The organism is Streptomyces sp. NPDC029292, from assembly GCF_055569295.1.
Map to the genome: position 1 here is coordinate 227,894 of NZ_JBVHXR010000016.1, position 21,538 is coordinate 249,431.

Sequence of the window (21,538 nt, forward strand, 5' to 3'; positions counted from 1 at the left end):
ACGGGCTGAAAGCCCTCCTCCGGCGTTTGAGGAACCTCGGCCACCTCACACCGCCGGCACGCAACGTCCGTCCTCCGTGCGGTAGTTCCACTTCGCGCCGTCCCGCACGAGCTCCTTCACCGCGCGCACGAAGCGCTCGACGTGCTCGTCGGGAGTGCCTGCGCCGAAGCTGACGCGGATCGCGTTGAGGGACTTCTCCCCGGGCGCCGCCTCAGGGGCACCGCACTCGCCCTGCGTCTGCGGGTCGGTGCCAAGGAGCGTGCGCACCAGCGGATGGGCGCAGAAGAGACCGTCCCGCACCCCGATGCCGTACTCGGCGGACAGCGCGGCCGCGAAGTGCGAGCTGTTCCAGCCCTCGACGACGAAGGAGATGACACCCACGCGCGGAGCGTCATCGCCGAAGAGCGAGAGCACCCGCACCTCGGGCACCTCGGCGAGACCCGCTCGGACCGTGTCGATCAGCCGGCACTCCCGGGCGACCAGCTTGTCGAAGCCCTCTTCCGTCAGCGCCTTGCAGGCCGACGCGATCGAGTAGGCGCCGATCACGTTCGGCGAGCCCGCCTCGTGCCGGGCGGCGCTCTCGTGCCACTCCACGTCCACCCCGCCGTCCGTACGCCGCGTGACCTTGCGGCTGGCGCCGCCGCCCGCGAGATACGGCTCGGCCTCGCGCAGCCAGTCGGAGCGGCCCGCGAGGACCCCGGAGCCGAAGGGCGCGTACAGCTTGTGCCCGGAGAAGGCGACCCAGTCGACGTCGAGGTCGCGGACGGACACCGGGTGGTGCGGGGCGAGCTGGGCGGCGTCCAGGACGATGCGGGCGCCGTGCGCGTGCGCGGCGGCGGACAGCTCACGCACCGGCCACAGCTCACCGGTGACGTTCGAGGCGCCGGTGACGCACACCAGGGCGGGACCGTAGGGGTCGCGGTCGGCGAGCGCGCGCTCCAGGGTCGCGACGGCCTCGTCGGGCGTGCGCGGGGCGTTCAGGTACGTCACCCGGGCGTCCCGCCACGGCAGCAGCGAGGCGTGGTGCTCGGTCTCGAAGACGAACACCTGGCAGTCGGCCGGAAGGGTGGCGGCGAGCAGGTTGAGCGAGTCGGTGGTGGAGCGGGTGAAGACGACCTGGTCGCCGTCCCGGCAGTCGAGGAACTCGGCGACGGTCTTGCGGGCGTTCTCGAAGAGGTCCGTGGACAGCTGCGAGAGGTACCCGGCACCCCGGTGCACGCTGCCGTAGTACGGGGCGTACGCGGCCACGTCGTCCCAGACCCGCTGGAGGGCCGGAGCGCTGGCGGCGTAGTCGAGCGCGGCGTAGGTGACCTCGCCACCGGTGACGAGCGGGACGGTGACATCTCGGCCCAGAACGGGCAGCGGGGAACAAACGGCCTGGTCGGCGGCAGCGGTGGAGACAGACATGGCGAGCTCCTGTGAGAGGCAGGCGGAAGCACCGCGCGAGCGGGTACACGGAGGTACGAGGGCTCAGCGCAGGAAAAGGTGAAAGGGGTATGCCGAAGCGGGGCGCTACGCCCTATCGCATTCGCTTGCTCACAGAAGGCTCCCTCGAACGACCAGGACCCCTGGGCTGTCCACTCAAATGAGGGCGAGGGGTCCGCGCTTGCCGTAGACCTCGCTGCCTACGGCCTGGTCTTCACCCGGGGCACCCCGCCACGGACGGAGGGTTGCCGGACAGTCGGCCGGGGCCTCATGACTGTCGCTCATGACCTGGTACAGCATCTTGCCAGAAGAGCTTCGACGCGCAAGGCGCAGTCCAGGATCCGGACTGCGCCTTGCGTCACTTCCTTGCGTCACTTCACGTACGGCCGACGTACGGCTCAGGCGTTGCTGGCCGCCACCCACCGGTCGAGGGCCCTCATCGCGGCCCCCGAGTCGATGGCCTCCGCCGCCTTCGCCATCCCCGCGCGGATCTGGTCCGCGAGAGGGGCGTCGGTCGGCGACAGGGCCACCAGCGCCGCCGCCGAGTTCAGCAACACCGCGTCCCGTACGGGCCCGGTCTCGCCGCCCAGGACGCGCCGGGCGACCTCCGCGTTGTACGCCGCGTCGGCGCCGCGCAGAGCCTCCACCGGGACGAGGTCGATGCCGACGTCGCGCGGGTCGAAGCGCTCCTCGGTGACCTTGCCGTCGCGGACGACCCACACGTGCGACGTCGACGTGGTGGTCAGCTCGTCGAGGCCGTCGTCACCGCGGAAGACCAGCGAGGAGTTGCCGCGCTCGGCGAAGACGCCGGCCACGATCGGCGCCATACGGGGGTCGGCGACTCCGACCGCCTGCGCCTTCACCCGCGCCGGGTTCGTCAGCGGACCGAGCAGGTTGAACGTCGTCCGGATCCCCAACTGCCCACGCGCGGCCGCCACATGACGCAGCGCCGGGTGGAACTTCACCGCGAAGCAGATGGTGATCCCGGCTTCCTCTGCCACCTCGGCGACCCGCTTCGGGGTCAGCTGCAGATTGACGCCGAGCTTCTCCAGGACGTCGGAGGAACCGGACGCCGAGGACGCGGCCCGGTTGCCGTGCTTGACGACCTTGGCGCCGGTGCCGGCCACGACGATCGACGACATCGTGGAGATGTTCACGGTCTTCGCGCCGTCACCGCCCGTGCCGACGATGTCGACGGTCTCCCCCGGCACCTCGATCACATTGGCGTGCTCGTACATCGCCCGGACGAACCCGGAGATCTCCTCGACCGTCTCGCCCTTGGCCCGCAGCGCCACCACGAACCCGGCGATCTGCGCGTCGGTCGCCTCGCCGCGCATGATCAGGTCCATCGCCCAGGCGGTGTCGTCCGCGCTCAGGTCGCGCCCGTCCAGCAGGCCGTTCAGCAGCGCGGGCCAGGAACGGCCCGCCGCGGTGTCGCCTCCAGCGGGGTTCACAGCGCTCATAAGCCGCTCCTGGGTCCGTCCCCGAAGGGACTCCTGTAGATAGGAACACCCTATCCAGCCCGGGAGGCGGCAAAGAGCCCCCGTCCATGCAATGGACGAGGGCTCTTGCCGTGGCGATCAATAAGGATCGTTCAGGGGATCAGTGGTGGCCGTGGCCGCTCGCGATCTCCTTGTACTCCTCGACGGTGGGCTTGGGGATCTGGTTGTCGTCCCCGTAGTAGCCCTCGCTGAGCTTGGCGCGCAGCTTCTGCGTGCCGCTCACCTTGCGCTCGACACCGTTCTCGTCGACCAGCGGGCCGATCTCGGCGGGCTGGTACTGCTCATGCGCGGTGAGGGTGTGCAGCGCGTCCTGGCTGAGCGGCTCGTGCACCTCGATGAACTCACCGTGCGGCAGGCGCTTGATGATGCCCGACTCGCGGCCGTGCAGCACCTTGTCCCGGTCCCGGCGCTGGAGGCCGAGGCAGACCCGCTTGGTGGCGAGGAACACCAGCACCGGCACGACGAAGAAACCGATCCGCACGAACCAGGTGATCGAGTTGATCGACAGGTGGAAGTGCGTGGCCCAGATGTCGTTGCCGCCACCGACGAGCAGGACGAAGTACCAGCTGATCCAGGCGGCACCGAACGCGGTCCGGGTCGGGACGTTGCGCGGGCGGTCCAGGATGTGGTGCTCGCGCTTGTCGCCGGTGACCCAGGACTCGATGAACGGGTAGACCGCGATCGAGACCAGGACCAGCGGGAAGATCACCAGCGGGATGAACACGCCCAGGACGAGCGTGTGGCCCCAGAAGTTGATCTCCCAGCCCGGCATGACACGGATCAGGCCCTCGGAGAAGCCCATGTACCAGTCGGGCTGGGCGCCCGTGGACACCATGTCCGGACGGTAGGGACCCATCGCCCAGATCGGGTTGATCGAGGCGATCGCCGAGATCGCCGCGATGACACCGAAGACCAGGAAGAAGAAGCCTCCGGCCTTGGCCATGTAGACCGGCAGCAGCGGCATGCCGACGACGTTGTTGTTCGTCTTTCCGGGGCCCGCGAACTGCGTGTGCTTGTGGTAGAAGACCAGGATCAGGTGGCCGACCACCAGGCCGAGCATGATGCCCGGCAGCAGCAGCACGTGCACCGAGTAGAAGCGGGCCACGAAGTCGCCGCCCGGGAACTGGCCGCCGAAGAGGAAGAACGAGAGGTACGTGCCCACGATCGGCACGGACAGGACCGCGCCCTCCATGAAGCGGACACCGGTGCCGGAGAGCAGGTCGTCCGGGAGCGAGTAACCGGTGAAGCCGGTGAACATGCCCAGGACGAACAGCAGGAAGCCGAACACCCAGTTGACCTCACGCGGCTTGCGGAAAGCACCCGTGAAGAACACGCGCATCATGTGCACGAACATGCCGGCGAGGAAGATCAGCGCCGCCCAGTGGTGGATCTGCCGGATCAGCAGACCACCGCGCACATCGAAGGAGATGTGCATGGTCGAGTTGAACGCCTCCGACATCAGCTGCCCCTGAAGCGGGACATAGCTGCCGTCGTACGTCACCTCGTTCATCGACGGGTGGAAGAACAGCGTCAGATACACACCCGTGAGGATGATGATGAGGAAGCTGTAGAGGCAGACCTCACCCAACATGAACGACCAGTGGTCGGGGAAGATCTTGCGCATGTTGGACTTGGCCAGGGAGTAGATCCCCAGGCGGCCGTCCGCCCAGTCCGCTACCCGCTCACCGGCGGGTGCCTTCTCGCGCGACTGCCCCGGCGCGCCGGCGCCTGAAGGGCTCGTCGAGGGGGTGGTAGTGCTCATCCGCGCTCCCAGAATGCAGGACCGACGGGCTCTTCGAAGTCGCCGAGCGCTTCGAGGTAGCCCTCATCGTTCACGCCGATGCGCAGCTGCGGCAGGGCATGACCGGCCGGGCCGAAGATGACTCGGGCACCGTCGGAGAGGTCGAAGGTGGACTGGTGGCACGGGCAGAGGACGTGGTGCGTCTGCTGCTCGTACAGGGAGATCGGGCAACCGACGTGGGTGCAGATCTTCGAGTAGGCCACGATTCCCTCGTGGGACCACGCGAGTTCCTGCTTGTCCTTGATGTTGTCAGGCTGCAGCCGGACGATCATCAGGGCCGCCTTGGCGATCTCCGTCTGGAAGTCCTCGTCGTGCTCCTCCAGGCCCTCGGGCTTGGCGAAGGTGAGCGAACCGACGGCGACGTCCGAGGGACGCAGCGGCTCGTTCGTGTTCATGTTGACGAGCAGCTTGCCCTTGGACCAGATCGTGTGCCGGAGCTTGGTCCCGGGCAGCGGGCCGAGGTCGCGCAGCAGCATGACGCCGGAGAGCGGGAACAGGGCCAGCGCGCCGAACATCGTGTTGCGGATCAGCTTGCGACGGCCGAGCGCGGACTCCTTGGCGCCCTGCTTGAAGTCGGCCAGAACCTTGGCCTTGACCTCCGGCGGCGCCTCGATCGCGTGACGCTCGTCGGCGACCTCCACGTCGGACATCAGGGTGCGGGCCCAGTGGACCGCGCCCGCGCCGATCGTGAAGAGCGCGATCCCGAGGGACAGGCCCAGCGCGAAGTTCAGCGCGCTGATGTGCCCGAGCGGGAACAGGTAGATCGACTTGTCGTTCGGGATCGCCACGTACGAGGCGATGAAGGCCACGGTGGCCAGCATCGACAGCGTGAACAGGAAGGCGACCGCGCGCTCGGACCGCTTGGCGGCCCGCTCGTCGATGTCCTGGATGCGGTGCTCGTGGGGCGGCAGCCCCGGGTCCGCGAACGGGTTCGTCTCGTCCGCGACGGCGACCGTACCGTAACCGTGCTCGTCGTCCTGCTCAGCTGGCAGGTTCTCTTCTGGAATGTCTTGGCTACTCATGACTTCTTGGCCTTTGCGGTCCGAGCGGCGACCCAGACGGCGACGGCGACCAGGGTGCCGAGGCCGAAGATCCAGCCGAACAGACCCTCACTGACCGGCCCGAGGCCGCCCAGTTCGAGGCCGCCGGGGCTCTCGGTGTTGTCACCGTTGACCGCGTCGAGGTACGCGATGATGTCCTTCTTGTTCTTCGACGACAGCGTGGTGTCGGGGAAGGACGGCATGTTCTGCGGGCCAGTCTGCATGGCCTCGTAGATGTGCTTCGGGTCGACACCCTCCAGGCTGGGCGCGTACTTGCCGTGCGTCAACGCGCCGCCCTTGCCGGTGAAGTTGTGGCACTGCGCGCAGTTGGTGCGGAAGAGCTCGCCACCCGCGGCGATGTCCGCGCCGTCGGGGCTGACCTGGCTCTTCGTCGGGATCGAGGGACCGGCACCCAGCGAGGCGATGTACGCCGCGAGCTGGTCGATCTCGGCCTGCGAGTAGATGACCTTCTTGCTCGGGATCTGAGCGCCCGGCTGCTGGGCCGGCATACGGCCGGTGCCGACCTGGAAGTCGACCGCCGCGGCGCCGACACCCACGAGGCTCGGCCCGTCGGTGGTGCCCTGACCGCCGGTTCCGTGGCAGCTTGCGCAGCCCACGGAGTAGAGCTTCTTGCCCTCGTCAATGCCGAGGGACTGGGCGGATGTATCGGCCTGCGCCTTGCTCGCGGGTGCGAACGCGGTGTACAGCCCCCCGGTGGCCGCCAGCGCGAGGAGTAGGACGACGACCGCCGCCAGCGGATGGCGTCGTCGTGCGGAGAGCTTTTTCACGGATTACCCCGGTGTCAGGATCTTCTGCGTCGATGCTTCTGGATGTTTCGGGCGGTGGGCCCGATTACTTGATCATGTAGATCGTGGCGAAGAGGCCGATCCAGACCACATCGACGAAGTGCCAGTAGTAGGACACGACGATGGCGGCGGTCGCCTGCTCATGAGTGAACCTCCGGGCCGCGTAGGTGCGGCCGAGGACGAACAGGAAGGCGATGAGGCCGCCCGTCACGTGCAGTCCGTGGAAGCCGGTGGTCAGGTAGAACACCGAGCCGTACGGGTCGGAGGAGAGCGAGAGCCCGTCCTTCTTGACCAGTTCGGTGTACTCGAAGACCTGACCGCCGATGAAGATCGCACCCATGATGAAGGTGACCGTGAACCACATCCGGAGCTTCTTCACGTCCCCGCGCTCGGCGGCGAAGACGCCGAGCTGGCAGGTCAGGGAGGAGAGCACCAGGATCGTGGTGTTCGTCGCCGAGAACGGGAAGTTCAGGCTGGACGCCATTTCCTTCCAGTGATCCGGCCCGGTCACCGATCGCAGGGTGAAGTACATCGCGAAGAGGGCCGCGAAGAACATCAGCTCGGAACTCAGCCAGATGATGGTTCCGACGCTGGTGAGGTTCGGCCGATTGACCGACGGGTGCGCGTGCCCGGTTTCTACTGTCGTTGCTGTCGCCACGACCGACATTATGTCGGTCGCTTATCCCGCCCTCACCCCGGGGGGTGCCATTCGGAGTGTTGACGGGGTGTGTCCAGCCCGTATGGCCCATCGAAGCCCTGTCCGAACCGGTGTTGACGAGGTGTTCAAGGGAGTAGCATCCGCGCATCGGGCCCTGTCCGATCAGCCCGATCGCTTCATGTCCGTACGACGCTGACGTCTCGGAGGAAGAATGCAGCCGACCGCCACGGTGCTGGTCTACAGCGACGACTCCAACACCCGCGCACAGGTGCGGCTCGCTACCGGGCGCAGGCCCGCTCCGGACGTTCCCGCCGTCGAGTTCATCGAGTGCGCGACTCCGGCCGCCGTCATCACGGAGCTGGACAAGGGCGGGATCGACGTCTGTGTGCTGGACGGCGAGGCGGTGCCGTTGGGCGGCATGGGGGTGTGCCGCCAGATCAAGGACGAGGTCTTCAACTGCCCGCCCGTGCTGGTTCTCATCGGGCGCCCTCAGGACGCCTGGCTGGCCACGTGGAGCCGTGCGGACGCCGCGGTGACCCTGCCGGTGGATCCGGTGGAGTTCGCCGCCGCGTTGGCCTCCCTGCTGCGCAGGAAGGCCCTCTTGGGCGCCTGAGGCCTCGGGGGCTGGGGCGCTTGGGCGGCTACGGGCCGTCCTGGGCTGGTCGCGCTCACGCGGCGGAGCCGTATGTGCCACAGCCCCGCGCCCCTTTCGGGGCGCGTCACGGCAGCCCAGCCTCACACGGACTCGGGGCGCAGGCGGGCCTTGTCCGCCTGGGTCGGGCCCTCGGGGGTTCCGCCCTCCAGGGCGCTGCCGTTGCGCCAGTTCTTCCAGTCGAGGTTCCAGTCGCCGAAGCCGTTGTCGAACGGCTCCATCGTGTGGCCGTTGGAGTTCTGGACCTTCACGATGTCGCCCGCGCGGACGTTGTCGAAGAACCACTCGGCGTTACCGGTGCTCATCCCGGTGCAGCCGTGGCTGACGTTGGCGTATCCCTGGCTCCCGACCGACCAGGGAGCGGCGTGCACGTACTCGCCGCTCCAGGTGACGCGGGTGGCGTAGTACACGGGCAGGTCGTACGAGTCCGAGGTGCCCTCGGCGATGCCGACGGTGGTACCGCGCATCCGTACGAAGTACTCCTTGCCCAGCACGACCTTGACGCCGTTGCGGGTCTCGAAACCGGCCTTGCCGGTGGTGACGGGCATCTGCTTGATCTCCTCGTCGTTGCGGTAGACCGTCATGGAGTGTGATGAGGCGTCCGTGACGGCGACGAGGCGGTCGCCCGTGGTGAGCTTCAGAGGCTTCGCATTGCCGCCCCAGAGCCGTTCGGCGACCTTGATGCCCGCGAGGTTGCTGTGCGCCTGGATGGTGGCGTGGATGGGCCAGTACTCCTTGGGGCGGTAGTGCAGTGTCTTGTCGTCCACCCAGTGCCAGGCGCCGTCCACGGCGGGCTGCGAGTCGACCTTGAGGGCGCGCTCGACGATCGCGCGGGAAGCCTTGTCCTTGACGGGGACGCTGAGTCCGGCGGTGATGGGCTGGCCGACGCCGTACTCGCCCGCCTGGGGCCCGAAGGTCACATCGAGGAGCTTCCTCGTCCGGGGTGTGCTGGTGTCGAAGTCGATGACCTTGCGGCCGGGCGCGCCGTCCTCGTCCTCGGTGCTCACCCGCAGGGTGTAGTGGGCACCCGCGGCCAGCGGTGAGGTGCTGTGCCAGCGGCTGCCGTCGGCGGCGAGTTCACCCGACACGTACCGTCCCGACGCGTCCGTGGCCGTCACATCCGTGATGCGCCCGTCGTCGCCGTTGGCGGTGATTTCCAGGGGCTTGTCGGGGTCGGCCTTGTCGGCCTTCCCGCCGTCGCCGCTGGGGCCGTTGAAGGAGATCTCTCCTGCCGCGTCGTACGGCTTCGCCGAGAGCGGGTGGCCGTCGGAACCGCAGGCGGAGACGCCCGCACCGAGGGCGACCACCAGCGTGGTGCAGCTGACGACCGTGCGGATTCGCGGTGAGTGGTTCATGGCCTCACGCTATGAACGCCCGTCAGCTGCGGCGCGGTGAGTGATCCGTATGGGGGACATGACGTGCGGCAAACGAGGGAGCCCGGACACTCCTGACGGAGTGTCCGGGCTCCCGGGCGTTCAGCGTGTGTTACTGAGTGCGGTTCTCACCGTGGTAGTACTCGAAGACCCAGCCCCACAGGCCGATCACGATGATCGGGGCCGAGAAGTACAGCAGCCACCAGCCGAAGACGACGCCCATGAAGGCGAGCGCTCCACCGAGGCCCAGCGTGAGCGGCTGCCAGCTGTGCGGGCTGAAGAAGCCCACCTCGCCGGCCTCGTCCGCGACGTCGGCCTCCTTGTTGTCCTGCGCCAGCTGGTCGACCCGCCGGGCCGTGAAGGCCAGGTAGTAGCCGATCATGATGCTCAGGCCGAAGCCCAGGAACAGCGCCGTGGTACCGGCCGGCTCCTTGGACCACACGCCGTACACGATGGCCATGATCAGGATGAAGACGGCCAGCCAGATGAACATCTTGCCTTGGACCTTCACTTGCCGGCCTCCTTGCCGCCAGAGAGGGCCTTCGCACCGTGACCGGCGTTCTCGAGCTGGTCGAGAGCGGCGATCTCCGGGTGGTGCAGGTCGAACGCCGGGGATTCACTGCGGATCCGCGGCAGGGTGAGGAAGTTGTGCCGCGGCGGCGGGCAGGAAGTCGCCCACTCCAGCGAGCGGCCGTAACCCCACGGGTCGTCGACCTCGACCTTCTTGCCGTACTTGGCCGTCTTCCACACGTTGTAGAGGAACGGCAGGATCGACAGGCCGAGCAGGAACGAGCAGATCGTCGAGATCGTGTTCAGCGCGGTGAAGCCGTCGGCCGCGAGGTAGTCCGCGTAACGACGCGGCATGCCCTCGGCACCCAGCCAGTGCTGCACCAGGAACGTGCCGTGGAAGCCCACGAACAGCGTCCAGAACGTGATCTTGCCGAGGCGCTCGTCGAGCATCTTGCCGGTGAACTTCGGCCACCAGAAGTGGAAGCCGGAGAACATCGCGAACACCACGGTGCCGAAGACGACGTAGTGGAAGTGCGCCACCACGAAGTACGAGTCGGACACGTGGAAGTCCATCGGCGGCGAGGCCAGGATGACGCCGGTCAGACCACCGAAGGTGAAGGTGATGAGGAAGCCGGTCGCCCAGAGCATCGGTGTCTCGAAGGACAAGGAGCCCTTCCACATCGTTCCGATCCAGTTGAAGAACTTCACACCGGTTGGCACGGCGATGAGGAACGTCATGAAGGAGAAGAACGGGAGCAGTACGCCACCGGTGACGTACATGTGGTGCGCCCACACGGTCACGGACAGACCGGCGATCGCGATGGTCGCGCCGATCAGGCCCATGTAGCCGAACATCGGCTTACGGGAGAACACCGGGATGACTTCGGAAATGATTCCGAAGAACGGCAGCGCGATGATGTACACCTCTGGATGGCCGAAGAACCAGAAGAGGTGTTGCCATAGCAAGGCTCCGCCATTTGCGGCGTCGAACACATGCGCACCGAATTTTCGGTCCGCCTCCAGCGCGAACAGAGCCGCCGCCAGGACGGGGAAGGCCAGCAGCACCAGCACCGCGGTGAGCAGCACGTTCCACACGAAGATCGGCATGCGGAACATCGTCATGCCGGGGGCACGCATGCAGATGATGGTGGTGATGAAGTTGACCGCACCGAGGATCGTGCCGAAGCCGGAGAAGGCCAGACCCATGATCCACATGTCGGCGCCGATGCCCGGCGAGCGGACCGCGTCCGACAGCGGGCTGTAGGCGAACCAGCCGAAGTCGGCCGCACCCTGCGGGGTGAGGAAGCCACCCACCGCGATGGTCGAGCCGAACAGGTAGAGCCAGTAGGCGAACATGTTCAGCCGCGGGAACGCCACGTCGGGCGCGCCGATCTGCAGCGGCATGATCCAGTTCGTGAAACCGGCGAACAGCGGCGTCGCGAACATCAGCAGCATGATCGTGCCGTGCATCGTGAACGCCTGGTTGAACTGCTCGTTCGACATGATCTGCAGTCCGGGCCGCGCCAGTTCGGCACGCATCAGCAGCGCCATGACGCCACCGATGCAGAAGAACGCGAACGACGTGACCAGGTACAGCGTGCCGATCGTCTTGTGGTCAGTGGTGGTGAGCCACTTGATCACGACATTGCCGGGCTGCTTACGCCGTACCGGCAGCTCGTTCTCGTACGAGTCTTCGGCTTCGGCGGCACCCTGAGGTTCGTTGAGGATGCTCACAGGTTGTTCGTCTCCCGGTTCTTCTCGTGGCTCGTCTGCTCAATGCCGGCCGGGACGTAACCGGTCTGCCCCTTCGCCGCGAGCGCCTTGAGGTGGGCCTCGTAACGCTCGGGGGAGACGACCTTCACGTTGAAGAGCATCCGGGAGTGGTCGACACCGCACAGCTCGGCGCACTTGCCGAGGTAGGTGCCCTCCTTGTTGGGGGTCACCTGGAAGGAGTTGGTGTGGCCCGGGATGACGTCCTGCTTCATCAGGAACGGCACCACCCAGAAGGAGTGGATGACGTCACGCGAGGTGAGGACGAAGCGGACCGTCTTGCCCTTGGGGAGCCAGAGGGTCGGGCCGGGGTTGTTCGTCTGCGGGTTCCGCGTGCCGGGCGTGCCGACGTCGTAGACACCGCCGGCGTTCGCCGGGAAGTCCGCCTTGAACCGGTCCGGAATGGCGGCCAGGTTCTTGTCGGTCTTCGCGTTCCCGGTGGAACCGGGGACGTCCGCGACGTAGTTGAAGCCCCAGCTCCACTGGAAGCCGACCACGTTGACCGTGACGTCGGGCTTCGGGGAGAGGGACAGGAGCTTCGTCTCGTCGCGGGCGGTGAAGTAGAACAGCACCGAGACGATGATGAGCGGGACCACCGTGTACAGCGCCTCGATGGGCATGTTGTACCGGGTCTGCGGGGGAACTTCGATCTTGGTGCGGCTGCGCCGGTGGAAGATGGTCGCCCACAGGATCAGGCCCCAGACCAGCACGCCCGTGGCGAGCGCGGCCGCCCATGAGCCCTGCCAGAGAGAGAGGATCCGCGGAGCCTCCTCCGTGACCGGGGTGGGCATACCAAGGCGGGGAAAGTCCTTGTATGTGCAACCGGTGGCGGTCGCCAGGACCAGGCCCGCAGTCATTGCCTGCAGCAGCTTCCGCCGCATCGGGCGCCGCGGCGAGCGGTCGGAGCCGTTGGGACTCACGTAGCGCCTTCCCGAGAGTCTCGCCCGCGCTGGTTGGCTACGGCCCTTCTCGCTGGTCGCTCGCCGCCCTGGCACACGGGCAGGGGTTTGGATGTTTATGCGGACCAAACCCTACTGGACGCTATTTGGGGTCGCGCGGGGAGGGTGCCTAACGCGCCGCGGGTCACTCAGAAGGGGTGGAACTTGCCGTTCCGGGGGGATCTGACGGGGGATCTGACAGGGGGGCGGGGAGGGCGCCCAGCAGCTCGGGGGGGTCTCTTGTATCGCGGCTGCGGCTTCGTCGCGGCTTGTCGCGCGCACGCGGCGGAGCCGCACATGTCACAGCTCCGCGTCCCTTTGGGGCGCTGCTCCGACCGGGGGTTTAGCGTTGCTGTGTGTCCTACTTCGATGCCGCTTCCGCCGCTCCTCTCCACCCCGTGGCCCGACAGGCCCTGCAGGCCTCGCTCGACGAGGGGTGGGCCGATCCCGCCCGTCTCTACCGCGAGGGGCGGCGGGCCCGGTTGCTGCTCGACGCGGCGCGTGAGGCGGCGGCCGACGCGGTGGGCTGCCGCCCGGACGAACTGGTCTTCACCTCGTCCGGCACACGGGCGGTGCACTCCGGGGTCGCCGGCGCCCTCGCCGGTCGCCGCCGCATCGGCCGCCACCTGATCGTGTCATCCGTCGAACACTCTTCGGTGCTCCATTCGGCGGACCTCCACGAGGCGGCGGGCGGATCGGTGACGACGGTCCCGGTCGACCGCGCGGGCACCGTGTCCCCTTCTGCGTACGCCTCCGCCCTCCGCCCCGACACCGCGCTCGCCTGCCTGCAGTCCGCCAACCACGAGGTGGGTACGGAGCAGCCGGTGGCCGAGGTCGCGGAGGCGTGCCGGGCGGCGGGGGTGCCGCTGCTGGTGGACGCGGCGCAGTCGCTGGGCTGGGGCCGGGTGGAGGGCGACTGGTCCCTGCTCACGGCAAGTGCCCATAAATGGGGCGGCCCCTCGGGTGTCGGACTGCTCGTCGTACGCAAGGGAGTCCGGTTCGCTCCTCAAGGACCCGCGGACGAGCGGGAGTCGGGGCGGGCGGCCGGGTTCGAGAACATCCCGGGGATCGTGGCCGCGGCGGCGGCGCTGCGGGCCGTCCGCGCGGAGGCGGCCGAGGAGGCCGCGCGGCTGCGGGAACTGACGGACCGGATCCGCGGACGCGTCCCCGAACTGGTCCCGGACGTCGAGGTGGTCGGCGATCCGCTCCACCGGCTGCCCTCGATCGTCACTTTCTCCTGTCTCTATGTCGACGGAGAGACACTCCTGCACGAACTGGACCTCGCGGGCTTCTCGGTCTCCTCCGGCTCCTCCTGCACGAGCAGCACCCTGACACCCAGCCATGTCCTGAAGGCGATGGGCGTCCTGAGCGAGGGCAACGTCCGCGTCTCGCTGCCCCCACACACCCCGTCCGAGGACGTCGACCGCTTCCTGTCGGTCCTGCCGGGCGCGGTCGCCTCGGTCCGCGAGAAGCTGGGCGCCCCGGCCGGGCCGGCGCAAGCCCCCACCGCCGCGGACTCCCTCGTCGTGAACGCCCTGGGCAAGCGCTGCCCCATCCCGGTCATCGAGCTGGCCAAGGTCATCGGGGACGTCCCGGTCGGCGGCACGATCCGCGTCCTGTCCGACGACGAGGCGGCCCGACTGGACATTCCGGCGTGGTGCGAGATGCGGGGGCAGGAGTATGTCGGGGAGGAGGCCGTGGAGCGGGGGGTGGCTTACGTGGTGCGGCGGTTGACGTAGCGGACCGGGGGGGGGGGGGGGGGGGGGCGGCCCCCCCCCCCCCCCGACCGTGCCTCACGCGAGGTGGGCCTGGACCTCCGCCGCGGCCTCGTCGCCGTACGCCTTGGTGAAGCGCTCCATGAAGTGGGCGCGGCGCAGCTGGTACTCCTGGGTGCCGACCGTCTCGATGACCAGCGTGGCGAGCATGCAGCCGACCTGGGCCGCGCGCTCATGGGAGACGCCCCAGGCCAGGCCGGAGAGGAAGCCCGCGCGGAACGCGTCGCCGACGCCCGTCGGATCGGCCTTGCACTCCTCCTCCGCGCAGCCGACCTCGATCGTCTCCTCGCCGGCCCGCTCGACACGGACGCCGCGCGAGCCGAGGGTCGTCACACGGTGGCCGACCTTCGAGAGGATCTCCTCGTCGCTCCAGCCCGTCTTGGACTCGATGAGCCCCTTCTCGTACTCGTTCGAGAAGAGATAGGTCGCCCCGTCCAGCAGTATCCGGATCTCGTCGCCGTTCATCCGGGCGATCTGCTGCGAGAAGTCGGCCGCGAAGGGGATCGCGCGGGAGCGGCACTCCTCGGTGTGCCGGAGCATGCCCTCCGGGTCGTCCGCGCCGATCAGCACGAGGTCGAGGCCGCCGACCCGGTCGGCGACGGTCTTCAGCTCGATGAGGCGGGCCTCGCTCATGGCGCCGGTGTAGAAGGAGCCGATCTGGTTGTGGTCGGCGTCGGTGGTGCAGACGAACCGGGCCGTGTGCAGCGTCTCGGAGATGCGCACCGAGTCGGTGTCCACTCCGTGGCGGTCCAGCCACGCACGGTATTCGTCGAAGTCGGCGCCCGCCGCCCCGACCAGGACCGGCCGGGTGCCGAGCTGGCCCATGCCGAAGGCGATGTTCGCGCCGACCCCACCCCGGCGTACGTCGAGGTTGTCGACCAGGAAGGAGAGGGAGACCGTGTGCAGCTGGTCCGCGACCAGCTGGTCGGCGAAACGGCCGGGGAAGGTCATGAGGTGGTCGGTGGCGATGGAGCCGGTGACTGCGATACGCACGGCTAGGACACGCTCCTGCGAGGGGAGGGGATTGACAGTTCACGCTACCCGGTCGACGCGCGCCCTCTGAAGCGGTCAAAACTACCCGATAGTAGATCTTTCTTCGTGACGCCAACGGTGCATACGGTTCCGGTATGACGAACCTCAAGGTCCACGGCTCCGCTCCGCTCGACCTCGAAGGCGACCTGGCGTCGCTGCGCGGCGACTGCGCGCGGATGGTCCGGCACTGGACGGCGCCCGCCCCGGTCTCTTCCCTCCCCGTCTCCCCCTCCCTCATCCACGGCGTGACCGTGCCGCCCGCCTCCGCCCGGCTGCTGGACGCGATGTCCGACTACGGCGACTGAGGTACGGCGCCCCGAAGAGGCAGCCGAGAGAGCGCTCGCAGGGAACCGCGCGCTCCCCCGCTGCGTCCCATCGCTGTCCCCCGTAAAGGGGATGCGCTATACGACCCCACAGCGCCCCTTCTTTGCCGGGGCAGGGTCATCAGGGACAGCAGTGGAGCCGAAGGAGCGATGCGGTGAGCACCGAGCGACCGGACAAGGACGCGACCGATCCCGCCGAGGGTGCCGAGCCGGCCAAGCCGCGCCGCCGGCATTCCCCGGTGGCGGTCGCCTCGGTCGCGGCCGCGGTCCTGCTCGTCGGGGGCGGCGGGGCGTACTTCGCCGCGACCGCGTCGGGCGGCGGTGACAGCCGCGGCGGGACCCCCGGCGGCGACGGCACTCCCCCGCCGCTCGCCCTCGACGGCTACTCCGAGGGCGGTACGAGCGGGACGGGCGCTACGGGCGGCACGAACGGCATCGCGCCCGGCGAGCCCAACCCGTACGGCGCGACCTACCGCGCGGACGGCAAGCTCGCCGGCGGCCCCGACTCCGCGCCCGTGTACTGGACGAAGGGCGAGGTGACGAAGGCCGAGGTGGCGCGTCTCGCCGCGGCCCTCGATCTGAAGGGCACGCCGAGGCTCGTCGGGGACGCCTGGACGGTGGGCTCCACGAAGGACGGTTCGGAACCGAATCTGCGGGTGAACAGGAACGCGCCGGGCACCTGGACGTTCAGCTCGTACATTCCGGGGACCGACAACTGCCCCAAGGGCAAGGCCTGCAGGCCCATCGGGTCCGGCATGGCGGGCGTGCAGCCCGGTCCGGTGAGCGCGGAGGCGGCCAAGAAGGCAGCCGCTCCCGTACTGAAGGCGGTCGGCCAGGACGACGCGAAGCTGGACGCGAGCCAACTCATGGACCGGGTACGGGTGGTGAACGCGGACCCGGAGGTCGGCGGACTGCCGACGTACGGCTGGACGACCGGCCTCCAGATCAATGTGGAGGGCCATGTCATCGGCGGCAGCGGTCAGTTGAAGACGCCGGTGAAGGGGGACACCTACCCCGTGATCAGCGCACAGAAGACGCTGGACCTGATGAACGGGTCGGCGTCCGCATCGGGCGGCGGGCGCAAGGGCATCGGCGGCTGCGCCAGCCCCGTACCGCTGAAGGACCGGAACGAGGTGCCGTGCGAGCACGCGACGGCGACGCCGACGCCGGAGTCGGTGACCGTGGAGAAGGCCACCTTCGGGCTGGCGACGCACGTCGCGAACGGGCGGCAGACGCTGGTGCCGTCGTGGCTGTTCGAGGTACGGCCGCAGGGGGCGGACGACGGCTTCACGGTGACGCATCCGGCGGTCGACCCGCAGTACCTGACCTCAGCGGAGCCCAGCCAGAATCCGACCGCGCAGCCGAGCCCGTCGCCGACCGCGCCGGGCGACGAGCCGACGGCGGCGCCGACATCCCGTGACGTCACGGTGCAGGGCTACACCGTCGACGGGAAGGACCTGACCGTGAGCTTCACGGGCGGGGTGTGCGCGGACTACTCGGCCTCGGCGAGCGAGAGCTCGGACAAGGTGACGGTCACGGTGACCGAGGAGCCGTGGCAGGGCAAGATCTGCATCCTGATCGCCAAGGTCATCGAGCGCACGGTGCACCTGGACGAGCCGCTCGGCGACCGCAAGGTGGTGGGGACGGACGGCAAGGAGATCCCGGAGGGGAAGGTGACCGTCCCCGGGTCGGGTTCGGGTCCGGAGCAGGCCCAGTAACGGCCGTGAGCCCGCCTCGGGCGGGTGGAGCGGACGCGCGAAGGCGGCGTCCCTGTCGGAGGGGGACGCCGCCTTCGTATGCGTTCGGCAGCGAGCCCGCGGGCTCAGTGGCGAGCCGCGCGCTCAGCAGGGGGCCGCGACTTAGCTGAAGGAGTCGCCGCAGGCGCAGGAGCCCGTCGCGTTCGGGTTGTCGATCGTGAAGCCCTGCTTCTCGATGGTGTCCACGAAGTCGATGGACGCGCCGCCCAGGTAGGGGGCGCTCATGCGGTCGGTGACGACCTTGACGCCGTCGAAGTCCTTGACGACGTCGCCGTCGAGGGAGCGCTCGTCGAAGAAGAGCTGGTAGCGCAGGCCGGAGCAGCCGCCGGGCTGAACCGCGACGCGCAGCGCCAGGTCCTCGCGGCCTTCCTGGTCGAGCAGGGCCTTGACCTTCGCCGCGGCGGCGTCAGAAAGGATGATGCCGTCGGTGACGGTGCTGGTCTCGTCCGATACGGACATCTACATCTCTCCCGGGTTGTACGGAGACTGCTTGCCGACGAGTGCAACCGGCGGGGCCGCGGATTCATTCCGGGCCGAGCGTCTTTCTTCGCTTCTTCCTTTCATGCTCGCACACGCGTCAAAGCACGGACAGCGGCGTGTGGACAACCCCCGGGATTCACGTCACATCGACGCTATGGACATCGTCAAACTGACGTGAAGCGGTTATGATAGATAGCGTCAATTCGACGAAAAGGCATCGTTCCGCCGGGCCCGCTTCCTTACGAGCCCGGCGAGCCGCAGAACAGAAAGGGTGCGTGTCGTGACCACCGCCCAGACCCAGGAGCTCGACGTACAGCCGACGCCCCTCGCCCTGCTGCTGCTCGGCCGCGAGGCCGACCCGCGCAGCGAGCGCGGCGTCGAGTGTCCCGGCGACCTGCCCTCGCCGTCCGACCCGGACCTGGTGGAGCGCGCCCGCGCGGCCAAGGAGAAGCTCGGGGACAAGGTCTTCGTGCTCGGCCACCACTACCAGCGCGACGAGGTCATCCAGTTCGCGGACGTCACGGGCGACTCCTTCAAGCTGGCCCGGGACGCGGCCGCGCGCCCGGAGGCCGAGTACATCGTGTTCTGCGGTGTGCACTTCATGGCGGAGTCGGCGGACATCCTGACGAGCGACGACCAGAAGGTCGTCCTGCCGGACCTCGCGGCCGGCTGCTCGATGGCCGACATGGCCACCGCCGAGCAGGTCGCCGAGTGCTGGGACGTGCTGACCGAGGCCGGGATTGCCGAGCAGGTCGTGCCCGTCTCGTACATGAACTCCTCCGCGGACATCAAGGCGTTCACGGGCAAGCACGGCGGCACCATCTGCACCTCCTCCAACGCCCAGCGGGCGCTGGAGTGGGCCTTCGAGCAGCGCGAGAAGGTGCTGTTCCTTCCCGACCAGCACCTCGGCCGCAACACCGCCGTCCGGGACATGGGCATGTCCCTGGAGGACTGCGTCCTCTACAACCCGCACAAGCCGAACGGCGGCCTGACCGCCGAGCAGCTGCGCGACGCGAAGATGATCCTGTGGCGGGGCCACTGCTCGGTCCACGGCCGCTTCTCGCTGGACTCGGTGAACGACGTCCGCGAGCGGATCCCCGGCGTGAACGTGCTCGTCCACCCGGAGTGCAAGAACGAGGTCGTCGCCGCGGCGGACTACGTCGGCTCCACGGAGTACATCATCAAGGCCCTGGAGGCGGCTCCGGCCGGTTCCAAGTGGGCCATCGGTACGGAGCTGAACCTGGTCCGCCGCCTGGCCAACCGTTTCGCTCCCGAGGGCAAGGAGATCGTCTTCCTCGACAAGACGGTCTGCTTCTGCTCGACGATGAACCGCATCGACCTGCCCCACCTGGTGTGGACCCTGGAGTCCCTCGCCGAGGGCAACCTGGTCAACCGCATCGAGGTGGACCGGGAGACGGAACAGTTCGCGAAGCTGGCACTTGAGCGGATGCTGGCGCTTCCGTAAACCTGGTCGTGCGTACACGAAAGGGGCGCCCCTCCGGCTGAGGGGCGCCCCTTCGTCGTGCGGGACGGTCAGACCTGCGCGGGTTCCGGTTCATCGGGCGCCGCGTCCGTGGAGACCTGGGCCGGAACCCCGGCCTTCTTCGCCCGCTTCTTCGCGCGGCGCTCCTGAGTACACCCACGTGGAGCTCAGTCCACCCTTGGACGGACCAGCCCGGACTCGTACGCGATGACCACCAATTGGGCCCGGTCGCGCGCGCCGAGCTTCGCCATGGCCCGGTTGACGTGCGTCTTCACCGTCAGCGGGCTGACTTCCAGCCGCTCGGCGATCTCGTCGTTCGAATGGCCGCCCGCGACCTGGACGAGCACCTCGCGCTCACGTCCGGTGAGCGCCTCCAGCCGCTCGGCGCGGGCGGGATCCCGCTCCTCGTCCGAACCGTCGCCCTGCGCCAGGAACTTGGCGATCAGCCCCTTGGTGGCCGCCGGCGACAGCAGCGCCTCGCCACCGGCGGCGATCCGGATGGCATTCAGCAGCTCCTCGGGCTCGGCGCCCTTCCCGAGGAACCCGGACGCGCCCGCCCGGAGCGACTGCACCACGTACTCGTCGACCTCGAAGGTCGTCAGCATGACGACCCGTACATGCGCGAGCCCGGGGTCGGCGGTGATCAGCCGCGTGGCGGCCAGCCCGTCGGTCCCCGGCATCCGGATGTCCATGAGGACGACGTCGGCCCGCTCGTCCCGCGTCAGCCGCACGGCCTCCGCGCCGTCGGCAGCCTCGCCGACGACCTCCATGTCGGGCTCGGAGTCGACGAGAACACGGAAGGCGCTGCGCAGCAGTGCCTGATCGTCGGCGAGCAGGACACGGATGGTCATACGGAGGCCCCCCTGGCAGGCGTGCGGTTCTTGACCGGAAGGATCGCATGGACCCGGAAGCCGCCTCCGTACCGGGGACCGGCCGTGCAGCTGCCGCCGAGCGCGGTGACCCGCTCGCGCATCCCGAGCAGTCCGTGCCCGCCGCCCTCCCCCGGCCCGTCGTCCTCCTCCTCCGGCCCGTCGTCCTGCCCGGGCCCGTTGTCGAGGACCGTCACTTCCACGTTCGGTCCCACGTGTACGACGCTGACCTCGGCCTTCGCCTCCGCGCCCGCGTGCTTCTGCACATTGGTGAGGGCTTCCTGGATGACGCGGTACGCGGCCAGGTCGACGGCGGCGGGCAGGCTGGTGCCGTGGTCGGAACGGGCGACTTCGACGGGGAGGCCCGCGTTGCGGAAGGTGTCCGCGAGTTCGTCGAGCCGGGCCAGGCCGGGGGCGGGCTCGGTGGGCGCCTCGGGATCCCCGGACTGTCTCAACAGCCCGACGGTGGCGCGGAGTTCGTTGAGTGCGGAGCGACTGGCCTCCCGTACGTGGGCCAGCGCCTCCTTGGCCTGGTCGGGCCGCTTGTCCATGACGTGCGCCGCGACTCCGGCCTGCACATTGACCAGGGCGATGTGATGGGCGACGACGTCGTGCAGATCGCGGGCGATCCGCAGCCGCTCCTCGGCGACGCGGCGGCGCGCCTCTTCCTCACGGGTGCGTTCGGCTCGCTCGGCGCGTTCCCTGATCGCGTGCACGAAGGCGCGGCGACTGCGTACGGCGTCACCCGCGGTGGCGGCCATGCCCGTCCAGGCGAAGATGCCGAGGTTCTCCTGGGCGTACCAGGGCATCGGACCCGCGAGCATCGCGACCGCCGTCAGGACGGTCATCGTGACCAGTCCGACGCGCCATGTCGTGGGGCGGTCGGTCGCCGACGCGACGGTGTAGAGGGCGACGACGGCGGACATCACCACCGGGGCCCGGGGGTCGCTGGTCACCAGCTCCACCAGGGAGACGGCCACGGTCGCCGCGAGGACGGTCATCGGGGTGCGGCGGCGGAAGACCAGGGCTGCCGCGCCGAGCACCATCAGGGTGAGGCTGAGGGGGTTCGGGGTGCGGGCGCCCCAGGTCGCGCCGTGCTCGCCGTGCGGGTCCACGAAGGAGCCGGCGGTCATGCAGGCGAGGACGACTGCGGCGAGGGCGGCGTCCACTGCCACGGGGTGGGCTCGGGCTCTGCACCTCGTGCGCTCTAGGGTGCTCACCCCGCTTACGGTACGGGTGCCCTGCCGGACGCGGAACGGGTGCTGCCTCCGCCGTCCCTGCCCTTCCCGTACCTGGGGGCTCCGCCGCCAGACCCCCGTATCGCGCTTCGCGCTCGTCCTCAAA

Annotated in this window: 19 protein-coding genes and 1 riboswitch; of the genes, 5 read left to right on the forward strand and 14 right to left on the reverse strand. The window is 68.9% G+C overall.

From position 1 onward, the window contains the following. Positions 1-45: 45 nt before the first annotated feature. From ACZ4WS_RS31440 to ctaE, 6 genes are all read right to left on the reverse strand, one after another. The gene (locus tag ACZ4WS_RS31440; RefSeq protein ID WP_467985825.1) at positions 46-1,407 is read right to left on the reverse strand and encodes an aminotransferase class V-fold PLP-dependent enzyme; all 1,362 of its coding nucleotides are present in this window, start codon (positions 1,405-1,407) and stop codon (positions 46-48) included. 190 nt (positions 1,408-1,597) lie between these two features. Further along, positions 1,598-1,714, reverse strand: a riboswitch (SAM riboswitch). A 109-nt stretch (positions 1,715-1,823) separates the two neighbouring features. Beyond that, positions 1,824-2,888 (reverse strand): anthranilate phosphoribosyltransferase, encoded by a 1,065-nt coding sequence (trpD, locus tag ACZ4WS_RS31445; RefSeq protein WP_467985827.1) that lies wholly within the window; start codon positions 2,886-2,888, stop codon positions 1,824-1,826. 139 nt (positions 2,889-3,027) lie between these two features. Continuing rightward, positions 3,028-4,689, reverse strand: coding sequence for a cytochrome bc1 complex cytochrome b subunit (gene qcrB / locus ACZ4WS_RS31450; RefSeq protein WP_467985829.1), 1,662 nt, complete (start codon positions 4,687-4,689; stop codon positions 3,028-3,030). Continuing rightward, on the reverse strand, positions 4,686-5,750 hold the full coding sequence (qcrA, locus tag ACZ4WS_RS31455; RefSeq protein ID WP_467985830.1) for a cytochrome bc1 complex Rieske iron-sulfur subunit: 1,065 nt from the start codon (positions 5,748-5,750) through the stop codon (positions 4,686-4,688). The genes qcrB and qcrA overlap by 4 nt, the downstream gene beginning before the upstream one ends. Then, positions 5,747-6,556, reverse strand: a complete 810-nt coding sequence (gene qcrC, locus ACZ4WS_RS31460; RefSeq protein ID WP_467985831.1) for a cytochrome bc1 complex diheme cytochrome c subunit — start codon at positions 6,554-6,556, stop codon at positions 5,747-5,749. Before qcrC ends, qcrA begins: the two co-directional genes overlap by 4 nt. Before the next feature lie 64 nt (positions 6,557-6,620). Then, positions 6,621-7,241, reverse strand: coding sequence for an aa3-type cytochrome oxidase subunit III (ctaE, locus tag ACZ4WS_RS31465; RefSeq protein ID WP_467985833.1), 621 nt, complete (start codon positions 7,239-7,241; stop codon positions 6,621-6,623). 202 nt (positions 7,242-7,443) lie between these two features. On the opposite strand from ctaE, the gene ACZ4WS_RS31470 reads away from it, so the two are divergent. Continuing rightward, on the forward strand, positions 7,444-7,845 hold the full coding sequence (locus ACZ4WS_RS31470; RefSeq protein ID WP_467985835.1) for a response regulator: 402 nt from the start codon (positions 7,444-7,446) through the stop codon (positions 7,843-7,845). 122 nt (positions 7,846-7,967) lie between these two features. On the opposite strand, the gene ACZ4WS_RS31475 is transcribed toward ACZ4WS_RS31470, so the two are convergent. The 4 genes from ACZ4WS_RS31475 to ctaC form a co-directional block, all read right to left on the reverse strand. Beyond that, the gene (locus ACZ4WS_RS31475) at positions 7,968-9,239 is read right to left on the reverse strand and encodes a L,D-transpeptidase (protein ID WP_467985837.1); all 1,272 of its coding nucleotides are present in this window, start codon (positions 9,237-9,239) and stop codon (positions 7,968-7,970) included. 130 nt (positions 9,240-9,369) lie between these two features. Then, positions 9,370-9,768 carry a cytochrome c oxidase subunit 4 gene (locus ACZ4WS_RS31480; RefSeq protein ID WP_467985840.1) on the reverse strand — a complete coding sequence of 133 codons (399 nt, stop codon included), beginning with the start codon at positions 9,766-9,768 and terminating at the stop codon, positions 9,370-9,372. Further along, positions 9,765-11,501 carry an aa3-type cytochrome oxidase subunit I gene (gene ctaD / locus ACZ4WS_RS31485; RefSeq protein WP_467985842.1) on the reverse strand — a complete coding sequence of 579 codons (1,737 nt, stop codon included), beginning with the start codon at positions 11,499-11,501 and terminating at the stop codon, positions 9,765-9,767. Before ctaD ends, ACZ4WS_RS31480 begins: the two co-directional genes overlap by 4 nt. Then, positions 11,498-12,457 carry an aa3-type cytochrome oxidase subunit II gene (gene ctaC, locus ACZ4WS_RS31490; RefSeq protein ID WP_467985844.1) on the reverse strand — a complete coding sequence of 320 codons (960 nt, stop codon included), beginning with the start codon at positions 12,455-12,457 and terminating at the stop codon, positions 11,498-11,500. Before ctaC ends, ctaD begins: the two co-directional genes overlap by 4 nt. Before the next feature lie 374 nt (positions 12,458-12,831). Here ctaC and ACZ4WS_RS31495 point away from each other — a divergent pair, with 374 nt between their 5' ends. Further along, complete coding sequence (locus tag ACZ4WS_RS31495; protein WP_467985846.1) at positions 12,832-14,214, forward strand: aminotransferase class V-fold PLP-dependent enzyme; 1,383 nt, start codon at positions 12,832-12,834, stop codon at positions 14,212-14,214. A gap of 54 nt (positions 14,215-14,268) precedes the next feature. On the opposite strand, the gene ACZ4WS_RS31500 is transcribed toward ACZ4WS_RS31495, so the two are convergent. Further along, the gene (locus ACZ4WS_RS31500) at positions 14,269-15,243 is read right to left on the reverse strand and encodes a carbohydrate kinase family protein (RefSeq protein ID WP_467985848.1); all 975 of its coding nucleotides are present in this window, start codon (positions 15,241-15,243) and stop codon (positions 14,269-14,271) included. A gap of 134 nt (positions 15,244-15,377) precedes the next feature. Between ACZ4WS_RS31500 and ACZ4WS_RS31505 the strand changes: the two genes are divergently transcribed. Both ACZ4WS_RS31505 and ACZ4WS_RS31510 read left to right on the forward strand, forming a co-directional pair. Next, entirely contained in the window at positions 15,378-15,587 is a 210-nt protein-coding gene (locus ACZ4WS_RS31505; protein ID WP_467985850.1) for a hypothetical protein, read from the forward strand. A 173-nt stretch (positions 15,588-15,760) separates the two neighbouring features. Then, positions 15,761-17,323 carry a hypothetical protein gene (locus tag ACZ4WS_RS31510; protein ID WP_467985852.1) on the forward strand — a complete coding sequence of 521 codons (1,563 nt, stop codon included), beginning with the start codon at positions 15,761-15,763 and terminating at the stop codon, positions 17,321-17,323. A 141-nt stretch (positions 17,324-17,464) separates the two neighbouring features. Here the strand turns inward: ACZ4WS_RS31510 and erpA are convergent, their stop codons facing one another. Beyond that, positions 17,465-17,821: an iron-sulfur cluster insertion protein ErpA gene (erpA, locus tag ACZ4WS_RS31515; protein WP_030039301.1), complete on the reverse strand. Its 357-nt coding sequence runs from the start codon at positions 17,819-17,821 to the stop codon at positions 17,465-17,467. Between the two features lie 301 nt (positions 17,822-18,122). Between erpA and nadA the strand changes: the two genes are divergently transcribed. Further along, entirely contained in the window at positions 18,123-19,307 is a 1,185-nt protein-coding gene (nadA, locus tag ACZ4WS_RS31520) for a quinolinate synthase NadA (protein WP_467985854.1), read from the forward strand. Between the two features lie 185 nt (positions 19,308-19,492). Here nadA and ACZ4WS_RS31525 read toward each other — a convergent pair whose 3' ends face one another. After that, positions 19,493-20,176, reverse strand: a complete 684-nt coding sequence (locus ACZ4WS_RS31525) for a response regulator (RefSeq protein WP_467985856.1) — start codon at positions 20,174-20,176, stop codon at positions 19,493-19,495. Further along, positions 20,173-21,414: a sensor histidine kinase gene (locus ACZ4WS_RS31530; RefSeq protein ID WP_467985857.1), complete on the reverse strand. Its 1,242-nt coding sequence runs from the start codon at positions 21,412-21,414 to the stop codon at positions 20,173-20,175. Before ACZ4WS_RS31530 ends, ACZ4WS_RS31525 begins: the two co-directional genes overlap by 4 nt. Positions 21,415-21,538 lie beyond the last annotated feature (124 nt).